The following is a 25,700-nucleotide window of genomic DNA, read 5'->3' on the forward strand; positions in this document are numbered from 1 at the left end:
CGCCGATCCTGCCCGCCGATCCTGCCCGACCATCCTGCCAACGGTCCGCCTCGATTTCGGTGATTCCCTGCCTCGTCGCATCGCGACTCGGCCAACGACTCACCCAGTCAGGCTGATGCAGGATTGCCTCCGTTTCGGACAAAGCCGGATTCACTAACGAGAAGTTACCAAAATACAAATCGCAAAATTCGGCGTATCACTTTGATAATGCAGGGTTATTGCATACTTCGACAGCGACACTCGGAATCCCTGCCGTGCGGCGTTTCCCGGCAACTGTGCCTGCTCTGCAACAGCATTTCGGAGAGAAGCAGGTATAGTCCGAGACATCAGATGACACGGACTTCAGTGCGCTCGCGCCTGCCAGACAGACCAAAGCTTGGGGATTTTAAGATGAAGAAGATTTTGCTCGCACTGACCGCGGTTGCCGCGATGACCGGTTCGGCCTCGGCCGCTGACCTTGGCGCCCGTCCCTACGTGAAGGCCCCGATGGCAGCGCCTGTCGCCAGCTGGACCGGCTTCTATCTCTTCGGCGGCGCCGGCGGCGGCCTCTCGGCCGCTGACCAGCGCGTGCAGACCACGGTCGGCGCAGTTCCCCTGACGATCGATCAGCGCCAGGGTGGCTCGGGCTGGTTCGGCACCGTCGGTCTCGGCTACGACTGGCAGTTCAGCGGCACCTGGGTCGCCGGCGTATTCGCTGACGGTCAGTTCGGCAGCATCCGTGCTACCATCCAGGATCCGATCGCTGGCATCACTGGCAACCAGAAGCTGGAAGATTCCTGGGCCGCTGGTGTCCGCCTCGGCTGGCTGGTCGCTCCGAACGTTCTCTCCTACGTCAACGGCGGTTACTCGGGCGCTCACTTCGGCCAGACCAACTTCATGACCCTGGCCGGCGTGCCCGCCGGTATCCATCTCAACAGCTACAACCGCAATGGCTGGTTCGTCGGCGGCGGCGTCGAGAACAACCTGAACATCTTCGGCATCCAGTCGCCCGGCTGGTTCATGAAGACCGAATATCGCTCGGCCTTCTACAACGCCAAGACCCAGAACGAACTGTTCGATGCTGGCAACGTCCTTGTGGGCCGCGACATCCGCGCCAACACCTGGAACCAGACGATCTCGACTTCGCTGGTCTACCGCTTCAACTGGACCGGTCCGGTCGTCGCGAAGTACTGATCTGATCTGACCTAATCTTCAGACGTCAAAGCCCCGGCATCGCCGGGGCTTTTTCGTTGTACGGTGCTTCAGCGGACCTTGCGTGGACATGCATCCGCCCTGCGGCCTGCATCAGCAGCCATTGTATCCCAACCGCGGCTGCGGCTAGTCTCCCGCCAAGTTTTCGGGCCGCGGTAATCGTCAAGCCGCGTCACGACAGAAGCGGACCCATGGGGAGGAATGCATGCGCAGATTTCTGCTTGTAGCAGGCCTGTTTGCCCTTGCCGTCGGGCTGCTCTGGATCGGACAGGGCACGGGCACCGTCGCGTGGCCGCGATCGAGCTTCATGGTCAACCAGTTGCAATGGGCCGGCTATGGCGCAGCCATGGCCGGCTTCGGGCTGGTGCTGATCTGGCAAAGCAACCAATAAAAGAAACCAGGGAATAGCAGCATGACATCCAGTCGGTTCGATCTCCGCGGCAAGGTCGCGATCGTCACGGGAGGCAATGGCGGCATCGGGCTCGGCATGGCCCGTGGCCTCGCCGACGCCGGCGCCAACATCGCCGTGGTCGGACGCAACGAAGCCAAATCTACCGCCGCCGTTGCCGATCTCAGTCAACGCGGCGTGAAGGCGATCAGTGTTCCCACCGACGTCACCGACAAGGCGGCCATCGCCGCGATGGTCGAGCGTGTCGTCGGGGACCTCGGCCGCATCGACATCCTCATCAACAATGCCGGCATGAGCATCCGCAAGCCGCCGCACGAGCTCGAGCTCGACGAGTGGAATACGGTGATCAACACCAACCTCACCAGCGCCTTCCTGTGCTCGAAGCTGGCCTATCCGGCGCTGAAGGCGTCCGGCAACGGCAAGGTGATCAACATCGGCTCGATGATGTCGATCTTCGGCGCGAGCTTCGCGACGGCCTACGCGGCGAGCAAGGGCGGCATCGTTCAGTACACGCGCGCCTGCGCCAACGCATGGGCGCCCGACAACATCCAGGTCAATGCCATCCTGCCGGGCTGGATCGACACTGACCTGACCCGCGGTGCGCGGCAGCAGGTATCGGGATTGCACGAGCGGGTGCTGGCACGCACGCCTGCGGGGCGGTGGGGCGACATCGACGATTTCGCCGGCATTACCGTGTTCCTTGCCTCGTCCGCCTCTAACTTCGTCACCGGCACCGCGATCCCCGTCGATGGCGGGTTCTCGGTGATGGCGTAGATCGTACGCGATAAACCTGCACACAAAAAAGAAGCCCCGGACAATGCCGGGGCTTTTGAATTTGGGTAGTGATCGTCTTTTATGGCTGCTTGGTCGTTCGTTGACCCACTCAGTAGCGGGCGATGACTGGCGCGTCGAACTTGTAGCTGGCGCGCACGACGGCCCACTGGATGTCGCGCGGCTTGGCATCGAAGCTGTAGTTGCCCGACGTGCCGCCAAGTTGATAGGTCTGGCTGGCGAAGGCTGCGTAGTTGTATTCGAGGCCGACGATCCAGTTGCGGGTGATGCCGTATTCCCAGCCGGCACCGACGGTCCAGCCGTTGGCCCAATGGGTTTGACCGCCGGAACCGGTGGCCGGACCGACCGTATCGGTGACCGACAGACGGTTGTTCACGCCGGCATAGCCGCCTTTGATGTAGAACAGGTTGTTCTGCACGGCGAAGCCCGCGCGACCGACGACGGTGGCAAGCACATTGGCGCGCCAATCAAAGACGTTGCCGCCCGGAGCAAATGCCGTGTTCACGACCGTGCCCTTGTTGTCGAGGCCGGAGATCGTGCCTTCCATACCGAAGACGTAGTTGTTGGCCTGCCAGTTGTAGCCGATCTGGGCGCCGCCCATGATGCCGGCGCTGCGCTGACGGTAGCCCTGCCCCAGGGTCAGATCGCCGAACGGCGCGCCGGTCCCGTTGTTGATGAACTGCTCGTTGGTCCATGCGCCGCCGATGTGGCCGCCGACATAGAAGCCGGTCCAGTTGAACATCGACTCCATATAGGCCGGCGCCTTCGTGTAGCGCGCGCCGAGATCGGCGGCGGAAGCGGCGCCCGTCGAAACCAGAGCGGTCGTGCAGGCGAAGGCGGCAATCAACTTGGTACGCATGGTACACCCCGTGTCCTTTGATGGGTGCACGCTCACACGCAGGTCTTACTCAAATTTGAATCAAGACAGTTAAGACGCCGGATTGGCAAGCAGCGCGCCTTCAATCCATCTGAACTGTTGTACGCAGGCAACGCCCTGAGCGCGATTTAACGCCGCGTTATCCCTACCGGGTCCTTGCGCTACCGTGCCGCCGCAGCCTTCGACTGCACGTGCTCGGGCCGGACGCCAAGCGCGATCAGGCGCGCCGGAATGCCCTGGAGCCACGGCAGCGCGGTGATCAGGCGCACGATCAGCGGCACTTTCAACGGCCGGTCGCCGCCTCGCAAGGCGCCGCTGATGATGTTGTTCTGCACGATCATCTGCATTCGCTGCGTCATCTTCACCGGGAATTCGCGGCGACGGCGCACGGCGTCGAGCTCGTTCTCCGACGGACAGCCGTGCTGCAGCTTGTCCGCCAGCAAATTTGCGGTCGCGACCGCATCCTGCACGGCGAGATTGACGCCGACGCCGCCGACCGGCGACATCGCATGGGCGGCGTCGCCGATGAGAAGCAGGCCCGGCTGCGTCCAGCGCTTCAGGCGGTTGATCGCAACGGTCAGCAGCTTGAAATCGTCGAAGCTCTTCACGTCGGCAATGCCGTTCTTCAGGATCGGCGCCATGCGGACGACCTCGTCAAGCAGCGCCTGCAATCCCCTCGCCTTCACCGCGTCGTATTGTCCCTTGGCGATGACATAGGCGCACTGCCAATAGTCGCCGCGGTCGAAGGTGATCATCATCTTGCCGGGCTCGACGCGCGCGAACACGTTCTCGGTCTCGTTCGCCTTGCGGCCGACGCGAAACCACAGCACGTCCATTGGCGCGCCGATCTCCTCGACCTCGAGGCCGGAATGCTGTCGCACGGTCGAATGCCGGCCGTCACAGGCGATGGTGAGATCGGCTTCGATGTCCACGATGCCGTCAGGCGTGTTCGCCCGCACGCCGGCGATGGTCTCGCCGTGGCGGATCAGATCGACGGCCTCCGTGTTCATCATCACCTTCAGCGAAGCGAAGCGCTGGCCGGCCTCGCGCAGGAAATTCAGGAAATCCCATTGCGGCATGAAAGCGATGAACGGGTACTTGGTGCGGAGGCGGCTGAGATCGGCGATGCGAACGGGGGTACCGCCGAACAGGCCGTCCATCTTCTGCAAGCGCTGATGCGGCAGCTTCAGAAATCCGTCGATCAGGCCGAGCTCGTCCATCACCTGGAGTGTCGAGGGATGCACGGTGTCGCCGCGGAAGTCGCGGAAGAAATCCGCATGCTTCTCCAGCACCACAACATCGATGCCGGCGCGCCCGAGGAGATAGCCGAGCATCATGCCGGCCGGTCCGCCGCCGACGATGCAGCACCGCACTTTCAACGAAGAGCCCTGGGGATGCTGCGAGGTATCGGGTTTCACGGCCGGGCCCTCATTTACGGGTCAAGGTTTCTGTGCAGTGCAACAAGCAAGATTCATTTGCCGCGATTGTGAATGGCCGTTAGCCTCGCCGCCAATTCCGACTCATTCAGGAAATGGCAGTGCAGACAATCCTCATACTGCTCGGCGTCTGGATCCTGATCAACGTGCTTTTCGTCTTGATCATGATCGCACCGCGCAGGCCGCCGCTTGCGCCGGTGCGCATCGAACAGAACGGTTATCCGTACGAGGAGTAGGAGAAGTTCCTGCTGCGCCGCGTCATCATCTCGATCGCGATGGGCGCGTTCTTCTCGCCGACTCCGCCCTTGATCGAGGCCGTCAAGCGCTTCATCAGGAAGCGCCGCGAATAGCTACGGCGGACGCGGCCTGCTCGACACTTCAGTTGTTGCTGCGGTTCGCGCTGCGGAAGCTCTTGATCTCCGACACGCTGCCGTCGCGATAGGTCAGCTCCACCGAGATGAACTGCGTTGCCGGCGCGAGCTTCATGTAGAGCGGCATGCCGGCGCTGATCGCGCTGGGATCGCGCATGTCGCAGCCCGGCATCTTCAAGACCTGGTTCGGAACGGCGGTGTCGATGCCGATGCGCACCTCGCGGATGGCGCAGCGGTAGGACACGAGGTGCGTGTAGTAGACCAGCAGCCCGTTGAACTCGCGGAATGACAGCCAGCTCGTCGCGGTCATGTCGAGGATCTTGCGCTGGTCACGGATCAGCGCGGCTTCGGGATCGAACCTGATCGGGAACGGCCCCTGCATGTCACCGGACTGGTCGACATAGCGGACCTCGATGGTGCCGGCTTGCGCGTCCGGCGGCAATTCGATCGACGGGTTCGGCATTCTCTTGCGCGTGCGCGGGTCGAGCGTATCGATGAAGCCGGTTTCGCGGAAGTCGCCATTGCCGGCCATGCGCCAGGAAACGCCGAGGGTCGGATCGGCAAAGGAGAACACCACGCTCCAGCCGCCATTGTGACGCGAGAAGCTCGCGATCGGCGCGTTGGTGGTCTCCTCCTTCGGCACGCGCGGCACCGAGACCGGTGGCAGCGCCGCGAGCTTCTGCGCCGGCGGATCGGCCGGGCGCGCGGCGGCATCCTTCGCGACGCCGCCGAGGAAGACGTCATCGACCATCTGATCGAAATAGACCGGCACCTGCCTGTGCTTGACGGTGTCGGCCATCTCGCTGACGAGACGGCGCGTACGCTGCGCCACTTGCACCAGGTTCTCGCCGGGCTGGAGCAGTTCCTTGGCGAAGGTGCGCGTAAACACCGAATTGGGATTTGCGTCATCATTGGAGAGACGGTCGAGCGCGGTCTGGCGCGGGCCCGCGGAGAAGACCGAGAACACGCCTTCGGGCAGCTGCACCATCGGGGCAAGTCCGCCGCCACCGGCGACGGCGCGGGTACCCTTGCGCTCGAACGGGTTGTTGCGGCAGGCGTCGAACACCAGGATCGAGGTTCGCGCCTTCTTGTTCTGGAGGCGCTCGACGATGCGATCGGCCAGGATGGAGGCGTCACGCACCAGCTCTTCCTGCCCTTCCGTGGCCGCCGGCACGTCCGTCGGCAGCAGGTAGTTCTGGCCTGCGATTTCGAAGCCGTGGCCGGCATAGAAGAAGAACGCGGTGTCGCCGGGCTCGATCGTCCGATCGAACGCGAGCAGCGTCTCCGAAAATTGCTGCCGGCTCTGGTTTTCGGCGACCATCACCGAGAAGCCGAGCTGCTTTAGCGTATCGCCCATGGTGCGGGCGTCGTTGACCGCCTTGAGCAGTTTCGGAACGTTCCTGTAGTCGTTGTTGCCGACGACGAGCGCAACGCGCTTCTCGGCACAGGCGGGAAGCGCGAAACCGCTGAGGCCGGCCGCGAGGCCAAGCGCTGCCAGTACTCTGAAAAGCCGACGCGTCATCGAAAATCCCTCAAGAACAGCCCACGCCGGTTCCTTCGAACAGCGGTTCATGGGAACCGCGTCGCTGATGTGATAGTCGGCCCAGCCATAGTGCTGGTTCAACAGCCCTGAGGACTCAGGTTCTGTCGTCTAGCCTATGGCAGATCCCGCTGGAATCTGCTTTTTCTCAATCAATTCTTGTGGGCAATTCCGCTGGAAGCGAGGGGCCGCCGTGTATCGCTGGTGCACCGACGAGGTCGAGCCGCACGATCGCTTCGACTTTTGGCGCGAGGTGCGCGCCAAGGGCCTGTTCGGCGTCACCGCCGAACTCGAGCGCGAACGCCGCGCCGACTTCTTCGGCGAATTCTCGCTGCGCCAGCTTGGCGGAGCGGGCCTCGTCGAGCTGAAGGCCTCGCACTACACGGTCGAGCGCAGCCTGACCGACATCGCTCACGCGCCGGGCGACAGCATCTGCGTCTATCAGCAGCTCGGCAGCGGCGGCTGGTTCGGCGGCATGCGCGGCAGCGACTTCACGATCGCCAATGGCAGCTTCGCCACCAGCCACACCGACTTGCCCTATCGCACCGCGCCGATGGGCGCAGGAGGCTTCCACCTGCGGATCCTGAAGATTCCCGTGATCGGCCTCTCCACGCAGGACAAGCGCATGCGCGAGCTGGCGCCCCGGACGTTCGACGATTCCACCCTGGCGCCCCTGCTTGGCGCCTGCTTCGCCGATCTCGGTGCGGTTGCCGCAGGTGACGACGGCGCCGCCGATGCCGCTTCCCTCGTCCAGGCTTTAGCCCATCTGGCGTTGATCGAGCGCGGCATCCTGCGGTCCAGCGGCCGCCTCGGGCAGGCCGCGCTGCGGACCGCCCGGCTCTCGCACGCACGGCGCCTGATCGCGCGCCACCTGCAAGATCCAAATCTGGCGCCGACCATGGTGGCCGACCTGCTCGGCGTCTCCGTGCGTCACCTGCATATGCTGTTCGAAAGTGCCGCCAGGAGTTTCTCGCAAACCGTGACGGACGAACGCCTGAACCAGAGCCGCCGCTTGATGCGCGAAGCCCCGGACCGGTTGATCGCCGACATCGCGACCTCCTGCGGCTTCGACAGCCTCGCGACCTATTACCGGGTCTTCAACGCCGCCTACGGGATGGCCCCCGGCGACTTCCGCGCGCAGGGGCCGGAGGGGCGCTAGCCGGCGTTTGGGCAGTTCCGGCCGATCGCCGGATTGGGCGGAAAACCGCAGCCTCGCCCGCTATTTGGGCGAAAACCTCAGGTTTTTTAGGGCCTTCCCGCGCCTGCTCCATTGACTTTGGCCGATTCCCGCCTATGTTCCGTGGCGACGCGGCTCAGATCGAAGAGCGATTCCTGAGCCTGGCGCTTTGTTCGCGTGAGTCAGCACCCCCAGCTTCTTTGAGAGCGCGCCGTTTTGGGGTGGAACGCGACAGCCTTATTACCCTCGATTCCGAACGGCGGTTTCGACCAGAGGCTCAATGTCTTTTACCCATCTCGGACTATCCGAAAAAGTCCTCGCCGCAGTGGCGGCCACCGGTTACACCACCCCCACCCCCATTCAGGAACAGGCGATCCCTCACGTCCTCGCTCGCAAGGACGTGCTCGGCATCGCCCAGACCGGCACCGGCAAGACCGCGGCCTTCGTGCTGCCGATGCTCACCATCCTCGAAAAGGGTCGCGCCCGGGCGCGCATGCCGCGCACGCTGATCCTTGAGCCGACCCGCGAACTCGCGGCGCAGGTGAAGGAAAACTTCGACCGCTACGGCGCGGGCCAGAAACTCAACGTCGCCCTCCTGATCGGCGGCGTTTCCTTCGGCGACCAAGATGCCAAGCTGACGCGCGGCGTCGACGTGCTGATCGCAACTCCCGGCCGCCTGCTCGACCACACGGAGCGCGGCGGCCTGCTGCTCACCGGCGTCGAGCTGCTCGTCATCGACGAAGCCGACCGCATGCTGGACATGGGCTTCATTCCCGACATCGAGCGCGTCTGCAAGCTCGTCCCGTTCACGCGGCAGACCCTGTTCTTCACCGCGACCATGCCGCCGGAGATCCGGCGCATCACCGAAACCTTCCTGCACAATCCGCAGAAGGTCGAGGTATCGAAGCCCGCCACGACCGCTGTCACCGTTACGCAGTGCCAGGTCCCGGCCGGGCGCGAGGCGCACGAGAAGCGCGAGCTGCTTCGCCGACTGCTGCGCGAGGCCAAGGATCTCCAGAACGCGATCATCTTCTGCAATCGCAAACGCGACGTCGCCGTCGTTCACAAATCGCTGCAGAAGCACGGCTTCAGCGTCGGCGCGCTTCATGGCGACATGGACCAGTCGGCCCGCACGGCGGCACTCGAGCAGTTCCGCAAGGGCGAGCTGCCCCTCCTGGTCGCGTCCGACGTCGCCGCCCGCGGCCTCGACATCCCCGAGGTCAGCCACGTCTTCAATTTCGACGTTCCCCACCATCCCGACGACTATGTCCATCGCGTCGGCCGCACCGGTCGCGCAGGCCGGTCCGGCATGGCGATCTCGCTCGTTACGCCGCTCGACCAGAAGTCGATGGTGGCGATCGAGAAGCTGATCGGCCAGAGCATTCCGCGCGCCGAAGGCGATTTCGAAGTCCGCACCGATGCATCCGATGCGAGCGAGCGTCCGCGCGAGCAGCGCGGCCGTGAACGTTCACGCGGCGGACGCGGCAAGCCGCAGCGCGGTCGCGATCGTGAACGCAGCCATGAGCCGCGCGAACCACGTGGCGAGGCACAGCCTTCTGCCGAAGCACGGTCCGTTCCCGAGGCAAGGCCCGCTTCCGAAGCAAAGCCCGCGCGCGAGGCAAGACCTTCGCGTGAAGCAAGACCTTCGCGTGAAGCCAGACCTTCGCGTGAGGCAAGACCTCCGCGCGAAGCCAGGCCAGCATCCGAGCCGCGTGACGGTGCGCGCCAGCAGGCCAATCCGTCGCATGTGCCGTCGATCGGCCGTCCCGAGCCGCGCCGCCAACGCGAGGCCGACAGCGAGCCGGGCGACCACTCGCATCTGCCGGCATTTCTGCTGCGTCCGGTTCGCTCCCCCGCCGGCGCCTGAAGCACGATACGCGCCCGGCTTTGGTTGAAACCAAGCTGGCGCGCACTTTTTCGGATGCATTCGTGGACGTATATTTACGGGGCGTTCACGATCGTCCGTTAGCCTACGAACATAATTTAAGTATTGCTGCGGTCGCCGGCACGCTGATCGCTGTGGGGTATGTTCCGTGGTCAAGGTGCTCGACGAACACGAACGCACGATGGCGTTCGCCGAGGTAGCGCTCGGTCAGATCCGATCGCTACGGCAGACGGCAATTCCCCGCAATTACGAGATCTGGTACGTCTACGCCACCGGCTACAACGCTCCACTCAACAAGATCATCAACGAGACGCTGGCGCGGAGCGGCAAGCTCACCGAAGCCGATCTCGATCAGATCTACGAGACCTACCTCTCCCACATCAAGACCACCGACCGCATCGACAAGGTCGGCGCGCGCGTCATCGGCGAGATCGACGACGTGATGAAGGTACTCGGCGACGCGCTCGGGATGACCGGCTCCTACGATGCCAGCCTGTCGGGCGCGACCGAAAAGCTGTCATCGGCCAAGAGCCGCGAGCAGCTCAAGTCGATCGTCGAGACGCTGCTGCATTCGACCCGCGAGATGCGCGAGACCAACAAGGCGCTGGAAGACCGGCTGACGCTGTCGAAGAGCGAGATCAGCAACCTCCAGCAGAGCCTGGAGGCGATCCGCGCAGAGAGCCTCACCGATCCGCTGACGGGGCTCGGCAACCGCAAATATTTCGATCGCATGATCGACATGGCCGTGGAAGGCGCGCTCGCCTCCGGTGAGCCGCTGTCGCTGCTGCTGGTCGACATCGATCATTTCAAGTCGTTCAACGATTCCTACGGTCATCTCACCGGCGACCAGGTGCTGCGGCTGGTCGGCCTGTCGCTGAAGCAGACCATCAAGGGCCAGGACATCACCGCCCGCTATGGCGGCGAGGAATTCGCGGTCGTGCTGCCCAACACCGCGCTGCGCCAGGCCCTCACGGTGGCCGATCACATCCGCCGCGCGGTGATGGCGAAGGAATTGAAGAAGAAGTCCACCGGCGAAATCCTCGGCCGCGTCACCATCTCGGTCGGCGTCTCCATGCTCAAGCCGGGCGACGACACCGATGCGCTGATCGAACGCGCGGATGCCTGCCTCTACGCCGCCAAACGCAACGGCCGCAACCGCGTGATCTGCGAGGCCGATCCGGAATTCGCAGTCGAGACGCACAACCGGGTGGCGTGACGCCGAAGCCACGCACCGCCACCCGCGCTTGACATTCTGACCGGACGAACGACATCTCTCTCGCCGCCTTGAGGGGTCCGCCCGCGAGCATCCGGAGGACTTGTCGTCTTGCCCAACCCGCATGATTTTCACACGCCGCAACCGTCCTACACGAGGGATGAGCTGCTGAGATCGAGCGAGGGCGGCTATTTCGGCCCGGGCAATGCGCAATTACCGGCGCCGCCGATGCTGATGATGGATCGCATCACGGAGATCAGCCTGGACGGCGGCGAGTTCGGCAAGGGCCATATCGTCGGCGAGCTCGACATCGCGCCGGGCCATTGGTTCTTCGATTGCCACTATCGCGGCGATGCCACGATGCCGGCCTCTCTGGGGCTGGATGCCATGTGGCAGATGGTCGGCTATTGGCTGGGATGGTCGGGCTCCCCGGGCAAGGGCCGCGCCATCGGCGTCGGCGAGGTCGCGTGCACGGGCGAGGTCACGCCGAACGCGCAACGCGTGCGCTACGAAGTCTCCATGAGGATGGTCCGGCGCGGCAAGCTGGTGCTCGGAATTGCCGACGGTCGCGTGCTGGCCGACGGCATCTGCGTCTTCACCGCCACGGACATGCGGGTTGGTCTGACCAAGACCGTGGAGTGAAGTCGTAGGGTGAGGCAAAGCGAAGCGTGCCCACCATTACAGGTCGCAATCGCGGAAAGATGGTGGGCACGGCGCTAAGCGCCTTTGCCCACCCTACGGACCGCCTTCTTGGTTGTTCGTTTATTCGCCGGGGGCTTCTTCGCAACCTTCTTCGCCGCCTTCTTGACCTTGGGCCGCTTCTTCACCTTGGCGCGCTGGGCGGCGGCGAGCGCGGCCCTCGCCCATTGCGCCAGTTCCGCGGAATCGTCGAACAGGCGCGCGGGCAGCTCCCAATAGGAGTTCACCACCACGGTCTTGGCGCGGGTCGCGTATTGGAACGGCTTCGAGCCTTCCGCTTCAAAGTCCGGGATGGTCATCTCGTCGGCGCGAAAGAACAAGCCGGCACGCAGAGACAGCGCGAAATTGATGCCGTCGGCGGAGATGCCGTAGCCGGAAAACATTTTTCGGATGGCGACGGGGCCGAAATCGGCGAACAGGTCGATCAGGAATTCTCGGTCCATGGCAGGCTTCCCGGGGCGAGCAGCCCAATACCACCGCCGTCATTGCGAGCGAAGCGAAGCAATCCAGGCTGTCGACGCGGAGACAGCCTGGATTGCTTCGTCGCAAGTGCTCCTCGCAATGACGGAAAAACTACCCGTCGATCTGCGCCGGGCGCAGCTCGACCGACTCGCCGCAGCCGCAAGCGGAGATCTGGTTGGGATTGTTGAAGACGAACTGGGCCTGCATCTTGTCGGCCTTGTAGTCCATCTCGGTGCCGAGCAGGAACAGCACGGCCTTCGGATCGACCAGGATCTTGACGCCCTTGTCCTCGACGACCTCGTCGGTCGGGCGGACATCATGGGCGTATTCGACCGTGTAGGACTGACCGGCACAGCCGCCGTTCTTGACGCCGACGCGCAGGCCCACGATCTCGGAATCGGCCCGCTGGGTCAGCTCGTTGATGCGCTGGGCAGCAGCATCCGTCAGCCGCATCACTTGTGGGCGCGGCCGCCGCGGTTTCGGAGTGGATGCTGGTGTCGAGCCCGACGATATCTGTGTCATGTCAATGATGTGGTCCGTTGCCGAGCGAATTCAATGCCAAGGATCTAACGAGTATCTAAAGCCAGGGTTACGCGTCACCACATGTTGAGCACGAGGCGGGCCTCGTCGCTCATGCGTTCCGGCGTCCAGGCCGGCTCCCAGACCACCTTGACGTCGACCACGCCGACGCCGGGGACGCTGGCGACCGCGTTCTCGACCATGGTCGGCAACTCGCCGGCAGCCGGGCAGTTCGGCGTCGTCAGCGTCATTTGCACGTCGACCGAGCGATCGTCCTTGATCTCGACCTTGTAGATCAGGCCGAGCTCGTAGATGTCAGCCGGGATTTCCGGGTCGAACACGGTCTTCAGCCCGGCGATGATCTCGGTGGTGAGACGCTCGGTCTCCTCAGGCGGCAGCGCCGACTGGGTTTCCATCGGATTGGCTTTGATTTCGGCCGTGTCACTCATGCGAACAAATCCCGCGCCTTCAACAGCGCCTGTGCCAGATGATCGACTTCTTCTCGCGTATTATACATGCCGAACGACGCCCGGCATGTGGCCGTGACGTTGAACCGCTCTAAAAGCGGCATCACGCAATGGGTGCCGGCGCGCACCGCGATGCCCTGGCGGTCGATCACGGTGGCGACGTCATGGGCGTGCGCGCCCTTGAGCTCGAAGGAGATCACCGGGCCCTTGCCCCGCGCCGTCCCTACCAGCCGCAGCGAGTTGATCTCGCGCAGCTTGTCCTGGGCGTAGGTGACGAGATCGTGCTCGTGCGCGGCGATGCGCTCCTTGCCGATCGAATTGACGTAGTCGATGGCGGCGCCAAGCCCGACCGCCTCGACGATCGCCGGCGTGCCGGCCTCGAATTTGTGCGGGGGATCGCCGTAGGTGACGACGTCGCGCGAGACCTCGCGGATCATCTCGCCGCCGCCGTTAAACGGGCGCATCGCGACCAGGTGGTCGTACTTGGCCCAGAGCACGCCGATGCCGGTCGGACCGTAGACCTTGTGGCCGGTGAAGACGTAGAAGTCGCAGCCGAGGTCCTGGACGTCGACTGGGATATGCACCGCGCCCTGGCTGCCGTCGACCAGCACGGGAATGCCGCGGGCATGGGCGATCTTCACGACGTCCTTGACCGGAACGATGGTGCCGAGCGCGTTCGACATCTGCGTGATCGCGACCAGCCTGGTCTTCGAGGTCAGCAGCTTTTCGAATTCGTCGATGAGGAAATTGCCCTCGTCGTCGACCGGGGCCCATTTGATCACGGCACCATGGCGTTCTCTGAGAAAATGCCAGGGCACGATGTTGGAGTGGTGCTCCATGATCGAGATGACGATCTCGTCGCCTTCTTTGATGTTCGGCTCACCCCAGGACGAGGCGACGAGGTTGATCGCCTCGGTCGCGTTGCGGGTGAAGATCACTTCCTCAGGTCGCGGCGCGTTAATGAACTGCGCCACCTTGATGCGGCCGCCCTCATAGGCCTCGGTCGCGGCATTGGCGAGGTAATGCAGGCCGCGATGCACGTTGGCGTATTCGGAGGTATAAGCCTGCGTCATGCGATCGAGCACGGCGCTCGGCTTCTGTGCAGATGCAGCGTTGTCGAGATAGACCAGCGGCTTGCCGTAGATCTGCATGGCCAGCGCCGGAAAATCTTCGCGCACGCGCGCAACGTCGTAAGAGCCGTTCTTGACTGCCGGATGCATGCTCATTGGCGCCGCTCCAGCCAGCGCTCGGCAATGCCGATCACGTGCTCGCGCAGATCATCGTCGGCGATCTGCTCGATCGCCTCGCCGACGAAAGCCTGGATCAGCAGCGCCTGGGCCTGCTTCTCCGGCAGGCCGCGCGCCTTCAGATAGAACAGCAGGCTGTCGTCGAGCGCGCCGGCGGTGGCGCCGTGGCCGCAAGAGACGTCGTCAGCGAAAATCTCGAGCTCGGGCTTGTTGTCGGCTTCCGCTTCGTCCGAGAGCAGCAGCGCGCGGATCATCATCTTGCCGTCGGTCTTCTGTGCGTCGGGACGAACGATGATACGGCCCTGAAACACCGAGTGCGCACGGTCGTCGATCACGGCGCGGAAGACTTCCCGGCTGACGCAGTTCGGCACGGCGTGGTCGACCACCAGGGTGGTGTCGCCATGTTCGGTCTTCTGCAACAGGTTCACGCCGTTAACGGAGAGCTCGCTGCCCTCGCCCGCCAGCGTGATGAAGCCTTGCAGGCGGCTGACCGCAGCACCGGTGGTCATGTTGAAGAAATTGAGCTTCGTGTTCGCACCGACCGTGACGAACTGCGAGGTGATGTTCACCGCATCCGGCGAATCGTCCATCAGGCGGATATGCGCGACGTCTGCGTTGTCGCCGACCGCGAGGATGACGGCATCGTTGACCTGGTAGGCCTTGGCGCCGGCCGCGACGAAGCTCTCGATGATGGTGGCACGAGCGCCTTTCCCGACCACGACCTGCGAGCGGGTGAACGTCGATGCCGTAGCAGCGATCGCGATGTGAATGATCTGGATCGGCGCGGACAGCTGCACGCCGTCGGCGATATCAACCACGACACCATCGGTCGCCATTGCCGCGTTCAGCGCGATCACCGCGTCGATAGCCGCGGTCTTCAACAGACCGGAATTCTTCTCCAGCGTCTCCCGCAATGTCTTAAAGCCCGCCTCGGAGGCCATCGCCTTGATGTCCGAGAGATCGGCAGCGAACACGCCGTCCACCAGAACCAGCTTGCGGGCGCCTGCGATGGCATGCGCCTTCACGGCGTCCGCGGCGCGCTTCAACGCGGCCGTATCGGGCGCAGCCGCCAACGGCAACACCTCGCCGACCAGCGCGCGCAGGTCGGTGTATTTCCATTCCTCGATCCGGCGGTGCGGCAGGCCGAGACGCTCATAGGTCTCGAACGCCTCGCGGCGCACGGCGATCACGGAAGGCGAACCCGGCAGACGGCCTTCGGCGCTGGCGAAGAGATCGCTCACCGCGCGGCCATTTCCGGTCTTTGCCACAGCAACGTTCATCGCAAAATTCCTTACGCGTCCTCGTACTGGGCGTAGCCGGACGACTCCAGCTCCAGCGCCAGGTCCTTGGCACCGCTCTTCACGACACGGCCCTTCGACATCACGTGCACGACGTCAGGCACGATGTAGTTGAGCAGCCGCTGATAGTGGGTGATGACGACCATCGCGCGCTTGGGCGAATGCAACGCGTTGACGCCGTCGGCTGCGATGCGCAGCGCGTCGATGTCGAGGCCGGAATCCATCTCGTCGAGGATGCACAGGCTCGGCTCAAACAGCGCCATCTGCAGCACCTCGTTGCGCTTCTTCTCGCCGCCGGAAAAACCGACATTGACGCCGCGCTTGAGCATGTCCTGCGGGATGTTCAGCGACTTCGAGACTTCGCGGACTTTCTTCAAAAAGTCGGGCGTCGAATATTCGCTCTCGCCGCGCGCCTTGCGCTGCGCGTTCAGTGCGGTACGCAGGAAATTCATGGTGGAGACGCCGGGGATCTCGACCGGATACTGGAACGCAAGGAACACGCCCTTGGCGGCGCGCTCGTTGGGGGCCATCGCGAGCAGGTCTTCGCCCTTGAACAGGATCTCGCCGTCGGTCACCTCGTAACCCGGCTTGCCGGCGATGACGTGGGACAGCGTCGACTTGCCGGAGCCGTTCGGCCCCATGATCGCGTGGATCTCGCCCTCGTTCACGGTCAGCGTCAGCCCGTGGAGGATCTCACGTTCCTCAACACGAACCTTGAGGTCTTTCACTTCGAGCAAAGCCATATCTTGTTTCCATCTATCTCCTCATCCTGAGGAGCGCCGCAGGCGCGTCTCGAAGGATTAAGGCCAACAATCTTTTCGTATCCATCCTTCGAGACGGCCGCTTACGCGGCCTCCTCAGGATGAGGTCGGCGCTAGCCGACCGATCCTTCAAGCGAGATCGAGATCAGCTTCTGCGCTTCCACCGCGAACTCCATCGGCAGTTGCTGCAGCACGTCCTTGACGAAGCCGTTGACCACGAGGCCGACCGCCTCCTCCTGCGTGAGGCCGCGCTGGATGCAGTAGAACAGCACGTCCTCGGAGATCTTCGACGTGGTAGCCTCGTGCTCGAACGTCGCCGACGAGTTCTTGGCTTCGATGTAGGGCACGGTGTGCGCGCCGCATTTGTCGCCGATCAGCAGCGAATCGCAGGCAGTGAAGTTGCGCGCGCCGGTCGCCTTGCGATGCGCGGTAACGAGCCCGCGATAGGTGTTCTGCGACCTGCCGGCCGCGATGCCCTTGGAGATGATGCGGCTCGACGTGTTCTTGCCGAGATGGATCATCTTGGTGCCCGAGTCGACCTGCTGATAGCCGTTCGAGATCGCGATCGAATAGAATTCACCACGGGAATTGTCGCCGCGCAGGATGCAGCTCGGATACTTCCAGGTGATCGCCGAACCCGTTTCGACCTGGGTCCAGGAGATTTTGGAATTGTCGCCGCGGCAGTCGCCACGCTTGGTGACGAAATTGTAGATGCCGCCCTTGCCTTCCGAATTGCCCGGGTACCAGTTCTGCACCGTCGAATATTTGATCTCGGCGTCGTCATGCGTGACGAGCTCGACCACGGCCGCGTGCAGCTGGTTCTCGTCGCGTTGCGGCGCGGTGCAGCCCTCGAGATAGGAGACGTAGGAGCCCTTGTCGGCGATGATCAGCGTGCGCTCGAACTGGCCGGTGTTGCGCTCGTTGATGCGGAAGTACGTCGACAGCTCCATCGGGCAGCGCACGCCCGGCGGCACGTAGACGAACGAGCCATCGGAGAACACCGCCGAGTTCAGCGTCGCGTAGAAATTGTCCGAGGTCGGCACCACGGATCCCAGATATTTCTGCACCAGCTCGGGATGCTCGCGGATCGCCTCCGAGATCGGCATGAAGATCACGCCGGCCTTCTTCAGCTCCGCCTTAAAGGTGGTCGCAACCGAAACCGAATCGAAGACGGCATCGACCGCGATCTTGCGACGCGTGGGATCTTCCTCGCCGGGCTTCGGCTCGACGCCTTCGAGCATGGCGACTTCCCGCAAGGGAATGCCGAGCTTCTCGTAGGTCTTCAGAATCTCTGGATCGATCTCGTCGAGCGAGGTGATCGTCTTCTTCGGCTTCGGCGCCGAATAATAATAGAGGTCCTGGAAGTCGATCTTGGGATAATCGACGCGCGCCCAGGTCGGCTCGGTCATGGTCAGCCAGCGCCGATAGGCTTCGAGCCGCCACTGGAGCATCCAGGCGGGTTCGTTCTTCTTCTCGGAGATGAACTTGACGGTCTCTTCCGACAGCCCCTTGGGGGCCTTGTCGGACTCGATCAGGGTCTCAAACCCATAACGATACTGATCGACGTCGATGCGCTTCACGCGCTCGACCGTCTCTTGCACGGCTGGCATTCTATCCTCCGCTCGCGGTTTCAAGGACCGCGGTGGATCATCAAACTCGGACGACTATTACGATGTTTCTTGGCGGGAAGCACGCGCTTAGAACCGTTCAAGCCGTGTTTCATCGCTTATCCCTTAAGTAGGGTATTACCGAGCTTTCGCCAAGCCTCTAACGCCCTGTTGATGTCATCCGGCTCCGTGGACCAGCCCAGACTAAGACGCACCGCTCCTTGGGCGACGGTCGGATCATACCCCATTGCCGACAACACGTGGGACGGCTGAACCTTGCCCGAGGAACAGGCAGAGCCTGAGGACACGGCGACGCCTTCGAGGTCGAAGCCGATCACCGCGGTCTCGGCCTTAAGGCCGGGGGCGGTGAACAGAACGGTATTCGGCAACCGCTTGACGTCACTTGAGAAGACCGTTGCGCCGGCCATGGAGCGAATGCCATTTTCCAAGCGATCTCTGAGACTTGCCATCCGCGCTGCATCCTCCGACAAAGCCTGAAGGGCGACCCGCACCGCTGCCCCGAAGCCGGCAATGCCGGCGACATTCTCGGTTCCCGCGCGCCGGTTCATCTCCTGCCCGCCGCCCCGCAGCAACGGCTCAAGCCCGGCCACGCCCTCGGCCGCGACCAGCGCGCCAACACCCTTGGGACCGCCGATCTTGTGCGCAGAAAAGGTCGCAAGGTCTGCGCCGATAGCTTTGATATCGAAAGGGATTTTTCCAAACGCCTGGATTGCATCGACGTGCAGGAGGCCGCCAGCCGCGTGAACGATTGCCGCGGCCTCGGCGATAGGCTGCAGCGCGCCCGTCTCATTGTTGGCCGCCATGATGGAGACCAGCGCCGGCGGGCCGTCGCCGAGCAGCGCCTTCAAATCGTCGAGGTCGATCACGCCGGAGCGCGTAACCCTGACCTGACCGATCCTATCGGCCGGGAACCGGCCGCCCGCCAGCACCGACGCATGCTCGACCGCCGAGACCAGGAGCCGCTCGACAGGCCCGCCAGACGGCCCCCGAAGCCCCGGCGACAGCGCCAGCGCGTTAGCTTCGGTTCCCGTGGAGGTGAAGACGACGTTCCGCGGCAACGCGCCGACGGAGGTCGCAAGCAGGGCCCGCGCGTCCTCGACAAGCCGTCGCGCCTCGCGCCCCTCGGCATGAACCGAGGAGGGATTGCCGATGAGCTCGGAGGCTGCGAGCATTGCGCTTCGGGCCTCGGGACGAAGCGGCGTGGTCGCATTCCAGTCGAGATAGATGCGGCTCGGCATAGACTACTATATTACCTGCGATTGTGGTTGTTGCGCCAGCGCTGGTACCCGACATGGGCTCCCCTGGAGCACTTGGCAATCTCGATTCCGGATTCCCCATCGCGCGAGGGCGCGGCCATGACGCTAACATCTTGAGCTCATTGGGCGATGTTCAAGATGCTTGCTTTTTGACCCTCGCCTCATGTTAGAACGCGCGCGTCAGTTCGCCGCGCGCCGCTCGCGCATCATCCGAGGGCGCCGCTCCACCCTTCCATTCGCGGCTTGATCGGCCCAGCAGCCGATGAAATCCGCACAATCGGTTGATTGTTGAAGAGCGTCTTCAAGGGATCAATCAAGAGATCATCATGCCTGAAGTTATTTTCACCGGCCCCGCCGGCCGTCTCGAAGGCCGCTACCATCCGGCCAAGCAGAAGAACGCGCCGATCGCGATGGTCCTGCATCCGCATCCGCAGTTCCACGGCACGATGAATCATCAGATCATCTACCAGTGCTACTATGCGTTCGCGCATCGCGGCTTCTCCGTGCTGCGGTTCAATTTCCGCGGCGTCGGCCGCAGCCAGGGCTCGTTCGACCACGGCACCGGCGAATTGTCGGACGCGGCCGCGGCGCTCGACTGGGCGCAGACCATCAATCCCGAAGCGCGCGCCTGCTGGGTTGCCGGCTTCTCCTTCGGCGCCTGGATCGGCATGCAGTTGCTGATGCGCCGCCCGGAGGTCGAGGGCTTCATCTCGATCGCGCCGCCCGCCAACCTCTACGACTTCTCGTTCCTCGCGCCCTGCCCGTCCTCTGGCCTGATCGTGCATGGCGAGAAGGACGCGGTGGTGCCGCCCAAGGACGTCAACACGCTGGTCGAGAAGCTGAAGACGCAAAAGGGCATCGTGATCGACCAGCAGGTCATCCCCGGCGCCAACCACTTCTTCGACGCCAAGCTCGAGCCGCTGATGGAAACCATCACCGCCTATCTCGACATGCGCCTCGCCAACGTGCGCTGAGCTTTCCGTGGGCGCGTTCATCGCATTGCTGCGTGCCGTGAATGTCGGCGGCACCGGCAAACTGCCGATGAGCGAACTCAAGGCCATTTGCGAGGAGCTCGGCTACGCCGCTGTGCGCACCTATATTGCAAGCGGCAACGTCGTCTTCACAAGCCGCAAGTCGCAATCTGCGATCAAGACCGCACTCGAAAAGCGGTTGCACGCCTATGCCGGCGCGCCGGTCGGCGTGCTCGTGCGCAGCGCCACCGAGATGGCGCAGGTCTTGGCCGATAATCCGTTTCCAAAGGCCGCACCCAACCGCACCGTCGCGATCTTCCTCGACAAGGCGCCGCCGGCGGATGCGCTCGCCGGCATTCGCGGCCAGAACAAGGAGGAGGTCCGCCTCGGCCACCGCGAGATCTACGTGCATTACGGCGACGGCATGGGCACGTCGAAGCTGGTCATCCCCGCCGCCAAGACCGGCACCGCGCGCAACATGAACACGATCGCGACGCTCGCGAAAATGGCCGCAGAGCTCTAGGCCAGCTTGAGCGCCGCGATCCCCGTCAGCACCAGCACGATCCCCGCGATCTTCATCGCGCTCAGGGTCTCGCCGAATAGCACGACGCCCATGATGAAGGTGCCGGCGGCGCCAATGCCCGTCCACACCGAATAGGCGACGCCGACCTCGAGCACCTTCAAGGCGCGTCCGAGCAGGAACACAAAGGCGGCGAGCAGCACCAGCGAGACGATACTCCAGCTCACACGCGTGTAGCCCTCCGCATATTTCATCGAGATCGCCCAGCCGACATCGAGGAGGCCGGCGATCACCAGCATCAGCCAGGCCATGGATTGCGACATCGGCGAGGGCTCAAGCCGCGAGCTTGAGCAGATGCGCGTCATGCCGCACCAGGAAGGCGCGCAGCAATTGCGGATAGTCCGCGCCGACCGCGGTGCGGACGCTCGGACGCTTCGCCAGTTCGGCGCGCCATGCGCGGACCTTCGGCACATCGCGGAAAATGCCGTGCTCGGTCAGCTCGTCGAACAGATCGAAATAGCGGAAGACGGGCGCGAACACTGCGTCGACCAAACTGAACGCTTCGCCGGCAAAATAAGGACCGGCGCCGAGCGCCGCCTCGACCCGCGCGAATTTTGCAACGAGCGCCTGGCGCTTGCTCTCGAACGTCGCCGGATCGGTCGTGGTCTCCAGACCCCAGAGGTCGCCGAGCACTGCTGAACCAAACTCCATCCACGCCCGGTGCTCGGCACGCTTCAAGGCATCCGCCGGATGCAGCCTCACACCGCCTTGCGTCTCCTCGGTGTACTCGCAGATCACGTTGCTCTCGAACAGCGCGACCTCGCCCTTCTCGCTCGTCACGACCAGCACCGGCACCTTGCCAAGCGGCGACAGTTTGAGAAACCAGTCCGGCTTGTTGGCGAGATCGATGTCGACCCGCTCGAACGGAACGCCCTTCTCCTTGAGCGCGATCACCGCGCGCTGCACGTATGGGCAAAGCTTATGGCTGATCAGTTTGAGGGAAGCGGTCATGGCACGATCCCGGTAGTTGGATGCAACTGCATCCAAGATAGATGCATTTGCATGCACTCGTCAAGTTCAATGCATTTGCATCGACCGGTCTCGATCTCAGGATTACCTCAAGGCCGCGCGATCACCCCGCCCGTCATCGGCATCGGCACGCCCGTGGTCGCGGGATAAGACAGCGGCAGGCCCTTCAGGCCGCGCGCGGCAAGGAAGCCGAAGGCCTGCGCCTCGATGGCATCGGAGGCCCAGCCGACTGTCGCGGCGGCCTCGACAGTGGCGGACCCCACGCGCTCCCGCAGCATCTGGAGCATGGTCCGGTTGCGGGCGCCGCCGCCGCAGACGATCCAGCTTCGCGGCCTGCGTGGCAGCAGCGGGATGATGCGGGCGATGGCCGCCGCGGTGAAGGCGGTCAGAGTCGCGGCGCCGTCGGCCGGCTGCACCTCGCCGAGCTTTAGTGCGGCAAAATCGTTGCGGTCGAGCGATTTCGGCGGCGGGCTTGCGAAGAACGGCAACTCCAGCGCCCGCGCGATCCACGCTTCGTCCGCCTTGCCGAGGGCGGCGAACTTTCCGTCCGCGTCGAACGCCTGGTTCATGGTGCGGTACATGAAATCGTCGAGCAGCGCGTTGCCGGGCCCGGTATCGCAGGCGATCAGCGTGTCGTTGCCGTCGATATAGGTGATGTTGGAGACGCCGCCGATATTGACGACAACGATCGGCCCTTCGCGCTCCAGCGACTGGACGAGCGCCCTGTGGTAGACCGGCACGAATGGCGCGCCCTGCCCGCCAGCTTCGACGTCGGCGGCGCGGAAATCATGCATCACGGGGATGTGGATCGCCTTGGCCAGCGCCGGCGCATCGCCGATCTGCACCGTCAGCCGTTTCTCGGGGCGATGCAGCACGGTCTGGCCGTGGAAGCCGACGATGTCGATGTCTTCCGGCCTCATCCGATTCTGGGCGACAAAGGCGGCGACCGCCTCAGCATGCGCCTGGGTCACCGCGCGCTCGGCCTCGGCCAAAATCCCCGGCCGGGCATCGCGCTGCGGCAGGTGCACCGCCTCGCTCAGCGCCTGGCGCAGCAGGTTGCGCTCCGCCGGGCTATACGGCCGGTAGCCGGAGGGCCCGAATGCCTTCACCTGCTTTCCGTCGGTTTCGATCAGCGCGACATCCACCCCGTCCAGCGAGGTGCCGCTCATCAAACCGAGTGCCGTCAACATCATGGATCAGCGTCCTCAAGAGACCCTTCCGGCATGCCGATCTTGTGCCAGAGGGACACATCTTATAATGCCACAGGCCAAAGTGGCGGGCAGCAATCGAGTTCCCATAGAAGACCCTTAAATTGCTCCCAAAACAGTAAACCAAGAATTGTCAGGCGCGCCGACAAATGACTGCATTCAAATCGGATTTCCTCAACACGCTGCAGGAACGGGGATTCGTCCATCAGTGCTCCGATTTCGAGGGGCTGGACGCACTCGCCGCCAAGGGCGAGGTGACCGGCTATGTCGGCTACGATTGCACCGCCCGCTCGCTGCACATCGGCAACTACCTGACCATGATGATGCTGCACTGGCTGCAGCAGTCCGGCAACAAGCCGATCACCCTGATGGGCGGCGGCACCACCATGGTCGGCGATCCCTCCGGCAAGGACGAGACGCGTGCAATCCGCTCTGTCGCCGAGATCGAGGCCAACAAGGAATCGATCCGCGGCGTGTTCGCAAAAGTGCTGCGTTATGGCGACGGCAAGAGCGACGCCATCATGCTCGACAATGCCGAGTGGCTGACAAAGCTCAACTACATCGAGATGCTGCGCGACGTCGGCCGGCACTTCTCGGTCAACCGTATGCTGACCATGGACTCCGTGCGCCTGCGCCTCGAACGCGAGCAGGAGATGAGCTTCATCGAGTTCAACTACATGATCTGCCAGGCCTACGACTATGTCGAACTCGCCAGGCGGACCGGCTGCAACTTGCAGATGGGCGGCTCCGACCAGTGGGGCAACATCATCATGGGCGTCGATCTCGGCCGCCGCATGGGCACCCATCAGCTGTTCGCGCTGACGACGCCGCTGCTGACGACGGCATCGGGGGTCAAGATGGGCAAGACCGCGCAAGGCGCGGTCTGGCTCAACGCCGACCAATTCTCGCCGTATGATTTCTGGCAGTACTGGCGCAACACCGAGGATGCCGACGTCGGCAAATTCCTCAAGCTGTTCACGACGCTGCCGATGAGCGAGATCAGGAAGCTCGAGGCGCTCGGAGGCTCCGAGATCAACGAGGCCAAGAAGGTACTCGCCACCGAGGCGACCGCGCTCCTGCATGGCCGCGACGCCGCGAACGAGGCGGCCGAGACCGCGCGCCGCACCTTCGAGGAAGGCGCGCTGGCCGAGAGTCTCCCGACCGTGGAAATTCCGCGCGGCGAGTTCGACGCCGGCCTCGGCGTGCTCAATGCCTTCGTCAAGGCGGGCCTCGTTGCCTCCAATGGCGAAGCACGGCGCCAGATCAAGGGCGGCGGCCTGCGCGTCAATGACGAGCCTGTCACGGACGAGAAGATGGCGTTGTCGGCGGCCAACCTGACGCCGGAAGGCGTGGTCAAACTGTCGTTCGGCAAGAAGAAGCACATCCTCCTCAGGCCTGCATAGGCGTATGAGCTTTTCGCTGCTTGTCAGGGCGCGCTGAAGCGCGCTCCCTGATCGGCAATGGACCAGAACGCGCTAGAGGAACAGTCCAAGCAAGCGACCAGGGAACGCGTCACGGCGACGCCGCAGGGCGTCGTGCGCACCGCGCTGGTGGTGCTCGCGCTCTGCTTCACACTCGCCGTGCTCGGCCGCGGCCTCAGCGAAAGCTTCACCGTCTTCCTGAAGCCGATCTCGGAAAACTTTGGCTGGGATCGCGCCCAGGTGGTCTCGATCTATTCGCTGACCTGGCTCGTCAGCGGACTGATGGCGCCGTTGGTCGGGCGCCTGTTCGATCATTCCGGACCGCGCATCGTCTATGCACTGGGCCTTTTGCTGCTCGGCTCGGCCTTCCTGATCGCAAGCCACGCGCAGTCACTCTGGCAGTTCCAGCTCTCGATCGGACTCTGCGTCGGCATCGGTGTCGCCTTCATCGGCAATGTGCCGAACTCGATCCTGCTGGGCCGCTGGTTCGGCCCAAAGCTGCCGACCGCGATGGCGGTGGTCTACTCGGCCATGGGGGGCGGCGTGCTGGCGCTGCTGCCGGCCTCGCAGCTTTTGATCGATCATCTCGGCTGGCGCGAAACCTACCAGCTGTTCGGCTTCGCCGCGCTCGGCCTGCTGGTTCCGCTGATGCTGCTGCCATGGCGGCTGTTCGCCTCGGGCTCGCCCCATATCGCGAAGAAGACCGATCCGGATTTCGTCGATCACGGCTGGACCCTTCCGAGCGCGATGCGCCATCACGCCTTCTGGGCGCTGTTCTCGACCTTCTTCTTCACCGCGGTCGGCATGTACGCGATCGCCGCACAGATCGTGGCCTATCTGATCGACGCCGGCTTTCCACCGCTGCAGGCCGCGACGGCCTGGGGCTTCTCCGGCGTCGTGCTGGTGTTCGGCATGCTCGGCGTGTCAGCGCTCGACGGCCTGATCGGACGCCGGCCGTCGGTGCTGCTCAGCTACGCGGTCTCGATCCTCGGCATCTTCCTGCTGTGGCTGTTGCAATACTCCGCCAATCTCCTCCTGCTCACCGGATTCGTGGTCTGCTTCGGCAGCATGATGGGCTCACGTGGACCGCTGATCACGGCGACTGCGATGAAGATCTTCGGGGGCAAGCGCGTCGGCACCATCTACGGCACCATCTCGATCGGCAGCGGACTCGGCTCGGCGTTCGGCTCCTGGAGCGGCGGCCTGATCCACGACGCGACCCACGGCTACAACGCGCTGCTCGCCTTCGCGCTTGCGAGCGTGGTGCTCGGGATGATCCCGTTCCTGGTCGTGCCCGCCTTGCGGCGGTAGGTGTCTCAGAGG

26 protein-coding genes are annotated in these 25,700 nt (G+C 63.8%); 12 read left to right on the forward strand and 14 right to left on the reverse strand.

The features are described 5' to 3' along the window. The first annotated feature begins 390 nt into the window (after positions 1-390). From ABIB90_RS10675 to ABIB90_RS10685, 3 genes are all read left to right on the forward strand, one after another. Positions 391-1,173 carry an outer membrane protein gene (locus tag ABIB90_RS10675; protein WP_007591537.1) on the forward strand — a complete coding sequence of 261 codons (783 nt, stop codon included), beginning with the start codon at positions 391-393 and terminating at the stop codon, positions 1,171-1,173. Positions 1,174-1,396: 223 nt separating this feature from the next. Then, on the forward strand, positions 1,397-1,582 hold the full coding sequence (locus tag ABIB90_RS10680) for a hypothetical protein (RefSeq protein ID WP_007591540.1): 186 nt from the start codon (positions 1,397-1,399) through the stop codon (positions 1,580-1,582). Positions 1,583-1,603: 21 nt separating this feature from the next. After that, the gene (locus ABIB90_RS10685) at positions 1,604-2,374 is read left to right on the forward strand and encodes an SDR family NAD(P)-dependent oxidoreductase (protein ID WP_007591541.1); all 771 of its coding nucleotides are present in this window, start codon (positions 1,604-1,606) and stop codon (positions 2,372-2,374) included. 109 nt (positions 2,375-2,483) lie between these two features. Here the strand turns inward: ABIB90_RS10685 and ABIB90_RS10690 are convergent, their stop codons facing one another. Continuing rightward, positions 2,484-3,251 carry an outer membrane protein gene (locus ABIB90_RS10690; protein WP_007591542.1) on the reverse strand — a complete coding sequence of 256 codons (768 nt, stop codon included), beginning with the start codon at positions 3,249-3,251 and terminating at the stop codon, positions 2,484-2,486. Positions 3,252-3,430: 179 nt separating this feature from the next. Then, positions 3,431-4,687, reverse strand: a complete 1,257-nt coding sequence (locus tag ABIB90_RS10695) for an FAD-dependent oxidoreductase (protein ID WP_354167688.1) — start codon at positions 4,685-4,687, stop codon at positions 3,431-3,433. Positions 4,688-4,806: 119 nt separating this feature from the next. Between ABIB90_RS10695 and ABIB90_RS10700 the strand changes: the two genes are divergently transcribed. Then, positions 4,807-4,941 (forward strand): hypothetical protein, encoded by a 135-nt coding sequence (locus tag ABIB90_RS10700; protein ID WP_007591544.1) that lies wholly within the window; start codon positions 4,807-4,809, stop codon positions 4,939-4,941. Positions 4,942-5,083: 142 nt separating this feature from the next. Here ABIB90_RS10700 and ABIB90_RS10705 read toward each other — a convergent pair whose 3' ends face one another. Beyond that, positions 5,084-6,598, reverse strand: a complete 1,515-nt coding sequence (locus ABIB90_RS10705; RefSeq protein WP_007591545.1) for a caspase family protein — start codon at positions 6,596-6,598, stop codon at positions 5,084-5,086. A 211-nt stretch (positions 6,599-6,809) separates the two neighbouring features. On the opposite strand from ABIB90_RS10705, the gene ABIB90_RS10710 reads away from it, so the two are divergent. The 4 genes from ABIB90_RS10710 to fabA all read left to right on the forward strand — a co-directional run bounded on the left by ABIB90_RS10710 (position 6,810) and on the right by fabA (position 11,533). Beyond that, the gene (locus ABIB90_RS10710) at positions 6,810-7,775 is read left to right on the forward strand and encodes a helix-turn-helix transcriptional regulator (RefSeq protein ID WP_354167683.1); all 966 of its coding nucleotides are present in this window, start codon (positions 6,810-6,812) and stop codon (positions 7,773-7,775) included. A 298-nt stretch (positions 7,776-8,073) separates the two neighbouring features. Then, the gene (locus tag ABIB90_RS10715) at positions 8,074-9,660 is read left to right on the forward strand and encodes a DEAD/DEAH box helicase (protein WP_007591547.1); all 1,587 of its coding nucleotides are present in this window, start codon (positions 8,074-8,076) and stop codon (positions 9,658-9,660) included. Positions 9,661-9,826: 166 nt separating this feature from the next. Then, complete coding sequence (locus ABIB90_RS10720; RefSeq protein WP_354128166.1) at positions 9,827-10,894, forward strand: GGDEF domain-containing protein; 1,068 nt, start codon at positions 9,827-9,829, stop codon at positions 10,892-10,894. A gap of 108 nt (positions 10,895-11,002) precedes the next feature. Next, on the forward strand, positions 11,003-11,533 hold the full coding sequence (fabA, locus tag ABIB90_RS10725) for a bifunctional 3-hydroxydecanoyl-ACP dehydratase/trans-2-decenoyl-ACP isomerase (RefSeq protein ID WP_354128165.1): 531 nt from the start codon (positions 11,003-11,005) through the stop codon (positions 11,531-11,533). 74 nt (positions 11,534-11,607) lie between these two features. Here the strand turns inward: fabA and ABIB90_RS10730 are convergent, their stop codons facing one another. From ABIB90_RS10730 to ABIB90_RS10765, 8 genes are all read right to left on the reverse strand, one after another. Continuing rightward, positions 11,608-12,033, reverse strand: a complete 426-nt coding sequence (locus ABIB90_RS10730) for a TfoX/Sxy family protein (protein WP_354167678.1) — start codon at positions 12,031-12,033, stop codon at positions 11,608-11,610. Between the two features lie 130 nt (positions 12,034-12,163). Then, complete coding sequence (locus ABIB90_RS10735; RefSeq protein ID WP_081747958.1) at positions 12,164-12,574, reverse strand: HesB/IscA family protein; 411 nt, start codon at positions 12,572-12,574, stop codon at positions 12,164-12,166. Between the two features lie 74 nt (positions 12,575-12,648). Beyond that, positions 12,649-13,020, reverse strand: a complete 372-nt coding sequence (locus ABIB90_RS10740) for an SUF system Fe-S cluster assembly protein (RefSeq protein ID WP_007591551.1) — start codon at positions 13,018-13,020, stop codon at positions 12,649-12,651. Continuing rightward, the gene (locus ABIB90_RS10745) at positions 13,017-14,264 is read right to left on the reverse strand and encodes a cysteine desulfurase (protein ID WP_354167674.1); all 1,248 of its coding nucleotides are present in this window, start codon (positions 14,262-14,264) and stop codon (positions 13,017-13,019) included. Before ABIB90_RS10745 ends, ABIB90_RS10740 begins: the two co-directional genes overlap by 4 nt. Then, positions 14,261-15,565, reverse strand: a complete 1,305-nt coding sequence (gene sufD, locus ABIB90_RS10750; RefSeq protein ID WP_354167671.1) for a Fe-S cluster assembly protein SufD — start codon at positions 15,563-15,565, stop codon at positions 14,261-14,263. Before sufD ends, ABIB90_RS10745 begins: the two co-directional genes overlap by 4 nt. Before the next feature lie 11 nt (positions 15,566-15,576). Next, positions 15,577-16,326, reverse strand: coding sequence for a Fe-S cluster assembly ATPase SufC (gene sufC, locus ABIB90_RS10755; RefSeq protein WP_027517718.1), 750 nt, complete (start codon positions 16,324-16,326; stop codon positions 15,577-15,579). A gap of 131 nt (positions 16,327-16,457) precedes the next feature. Continuing rightward, complete coding sequence (gene sufB, locus ABIB90_RS10760) at positions 16,458-17,954, reverse strand: Fe-S cluster assembly protein SufB (protein WP_354167668.1); 1,497 nt, start codon at positions 17,952-17,954, stop codon at positions 16,458-16,460. A 116-nt stretch (positions 17,955-18,070) separates the two neighbouring features. Further along, complete coding sequence (locus ABIB90_RS10765) at positions 18,071-19,210, reverse strand: cysteine desulfurase family protein (RefSeq protein WP_354167665.1); 1,140 nt, start codon at positions 19,208-19,210, stop codon at positions 18,071-18,073. Between the two features lie 344 nt (positions 19,211-19,554). On the opposite strand from ABIB90_RS10765, the gene ABIB90_RS10770 reads away from it, so the two are divergent. Both ABIB90_RS10770 and ABIB90_RS10775 read left to right on the forward strand, forming a co-directional pair. Further along, the gene (locus tag ABIB90_RS10770; protein ID WP_007591562.1) at positions 19,555-20,202 is read left to right on the forward strand and encodes an alpha/beta hydrolase; all 648 of its coding nucleotides are present in this window, start codon (positions 19,555-19,557) and stop codon (positions 20,200-20,202) included. Between the two features lie 7 nt (positions 20,203-20,209). Continuing rightward, a complete protein-coding gene (locus ABIB90_RS10775) occupies positions 20,210-20,722 on the forward strand; it encodes a DUF1697 domain-containing protein (RefSeq protein WP_354167661.1) in 513 nt (170 codons plus the stop codon). Here ABIB90_RS10775 and ABIB90_RS10780 read toward each other — a convergent pair. The 3 genes from ABIB90_RS10780 to ABIB90_RS10790 all read right to left on the reverse strand — a co-directional run bounded on the left by ABIB90_RS10780 (position 20,719) and on the right by ABIB90_RS10790 (position 22,941). Then, on the reverse strand, positions 20,719-21,042 hold the full coding sequence (locus ABIB90_RS10780) for a DMT family transporter (RefSeq protein WP_354167658.1): 324 nt from the start codon (positions 21,040-21,042) through the stop codon (positions 20,719-20,721). The genes ABIB90_RS10775 and ABIB90_RS10780 overlap by 4 nt on opposite strands. Before the next feature lie 10 nt (positions 21,043-21,052). Beyond that, complete coding sequence (locus tag ABIB90_RS10785; RefSeq protein ID WP_354167655.1) at positions 21,053-21,730, reverse strand: glutathione S-transferase family protein; 678 nt, start codon at positions 21,728-21,730, stop codon at positions 21,053-21,055. Positions 21,731-21,837: 107 nt separating this feature from the next. Next, positions 21,838-22,941, reverse strand: a complete 1,104-nt coding sequence (locus ABIB90_RS10790) for an anhydro-N-acetylmuramic acid kinase (RefSeq protein ID WP_354200677.1) — start codon at positions 22,939-22,941, stop codon at positions 21,838-21,840. A 164-nt stretch (positions 22,942-23,105) separates the two neighbouring features. Here ABIB90_RS10790 and tyrS point away from each other — a divergent pair, with 164 nt between their 5' ends. Then, positions 23,106-24,359 carry a tyrosine--tRNA ligase gene (tyrS, locus tag ABIB90_RS10795; protein ID WP_007591570.1) on the forward strand — a complete coding sequence of 418 codons (1,254 nt, stop codon included), beginning with the start codon at positions 23,106-23,108 and terminating at the stop codon, positions 24,357-24,359. A gap of 57 nt (positions 24,360-24,416) precedes the next feature. Continuing rightward, complete coding sequence (locus tag ABIB90_RS10800) at positions 24,417-25,688, forward strand: MFS transporter (RefSeq protein WP_354167648.1); 1,272 nt, start codon at positions 24,417-24,419, stop codon at positions 25,686-25,688. Positions 25,689-25,700: the final 12 nt, after the last annotated feature.

The organism is Bradyrhizobium sp. JR4.1 (genome assembly GCF_040548605.1).
In the GTDB taxonomy this organism is placed as follows: Bacteria; Pseudomonadota; Alphaproteobacteria; order Rhizobiales; family Xanthobacteraceae; genus Bradyrhizobium; species Bradyrhizobium canariense.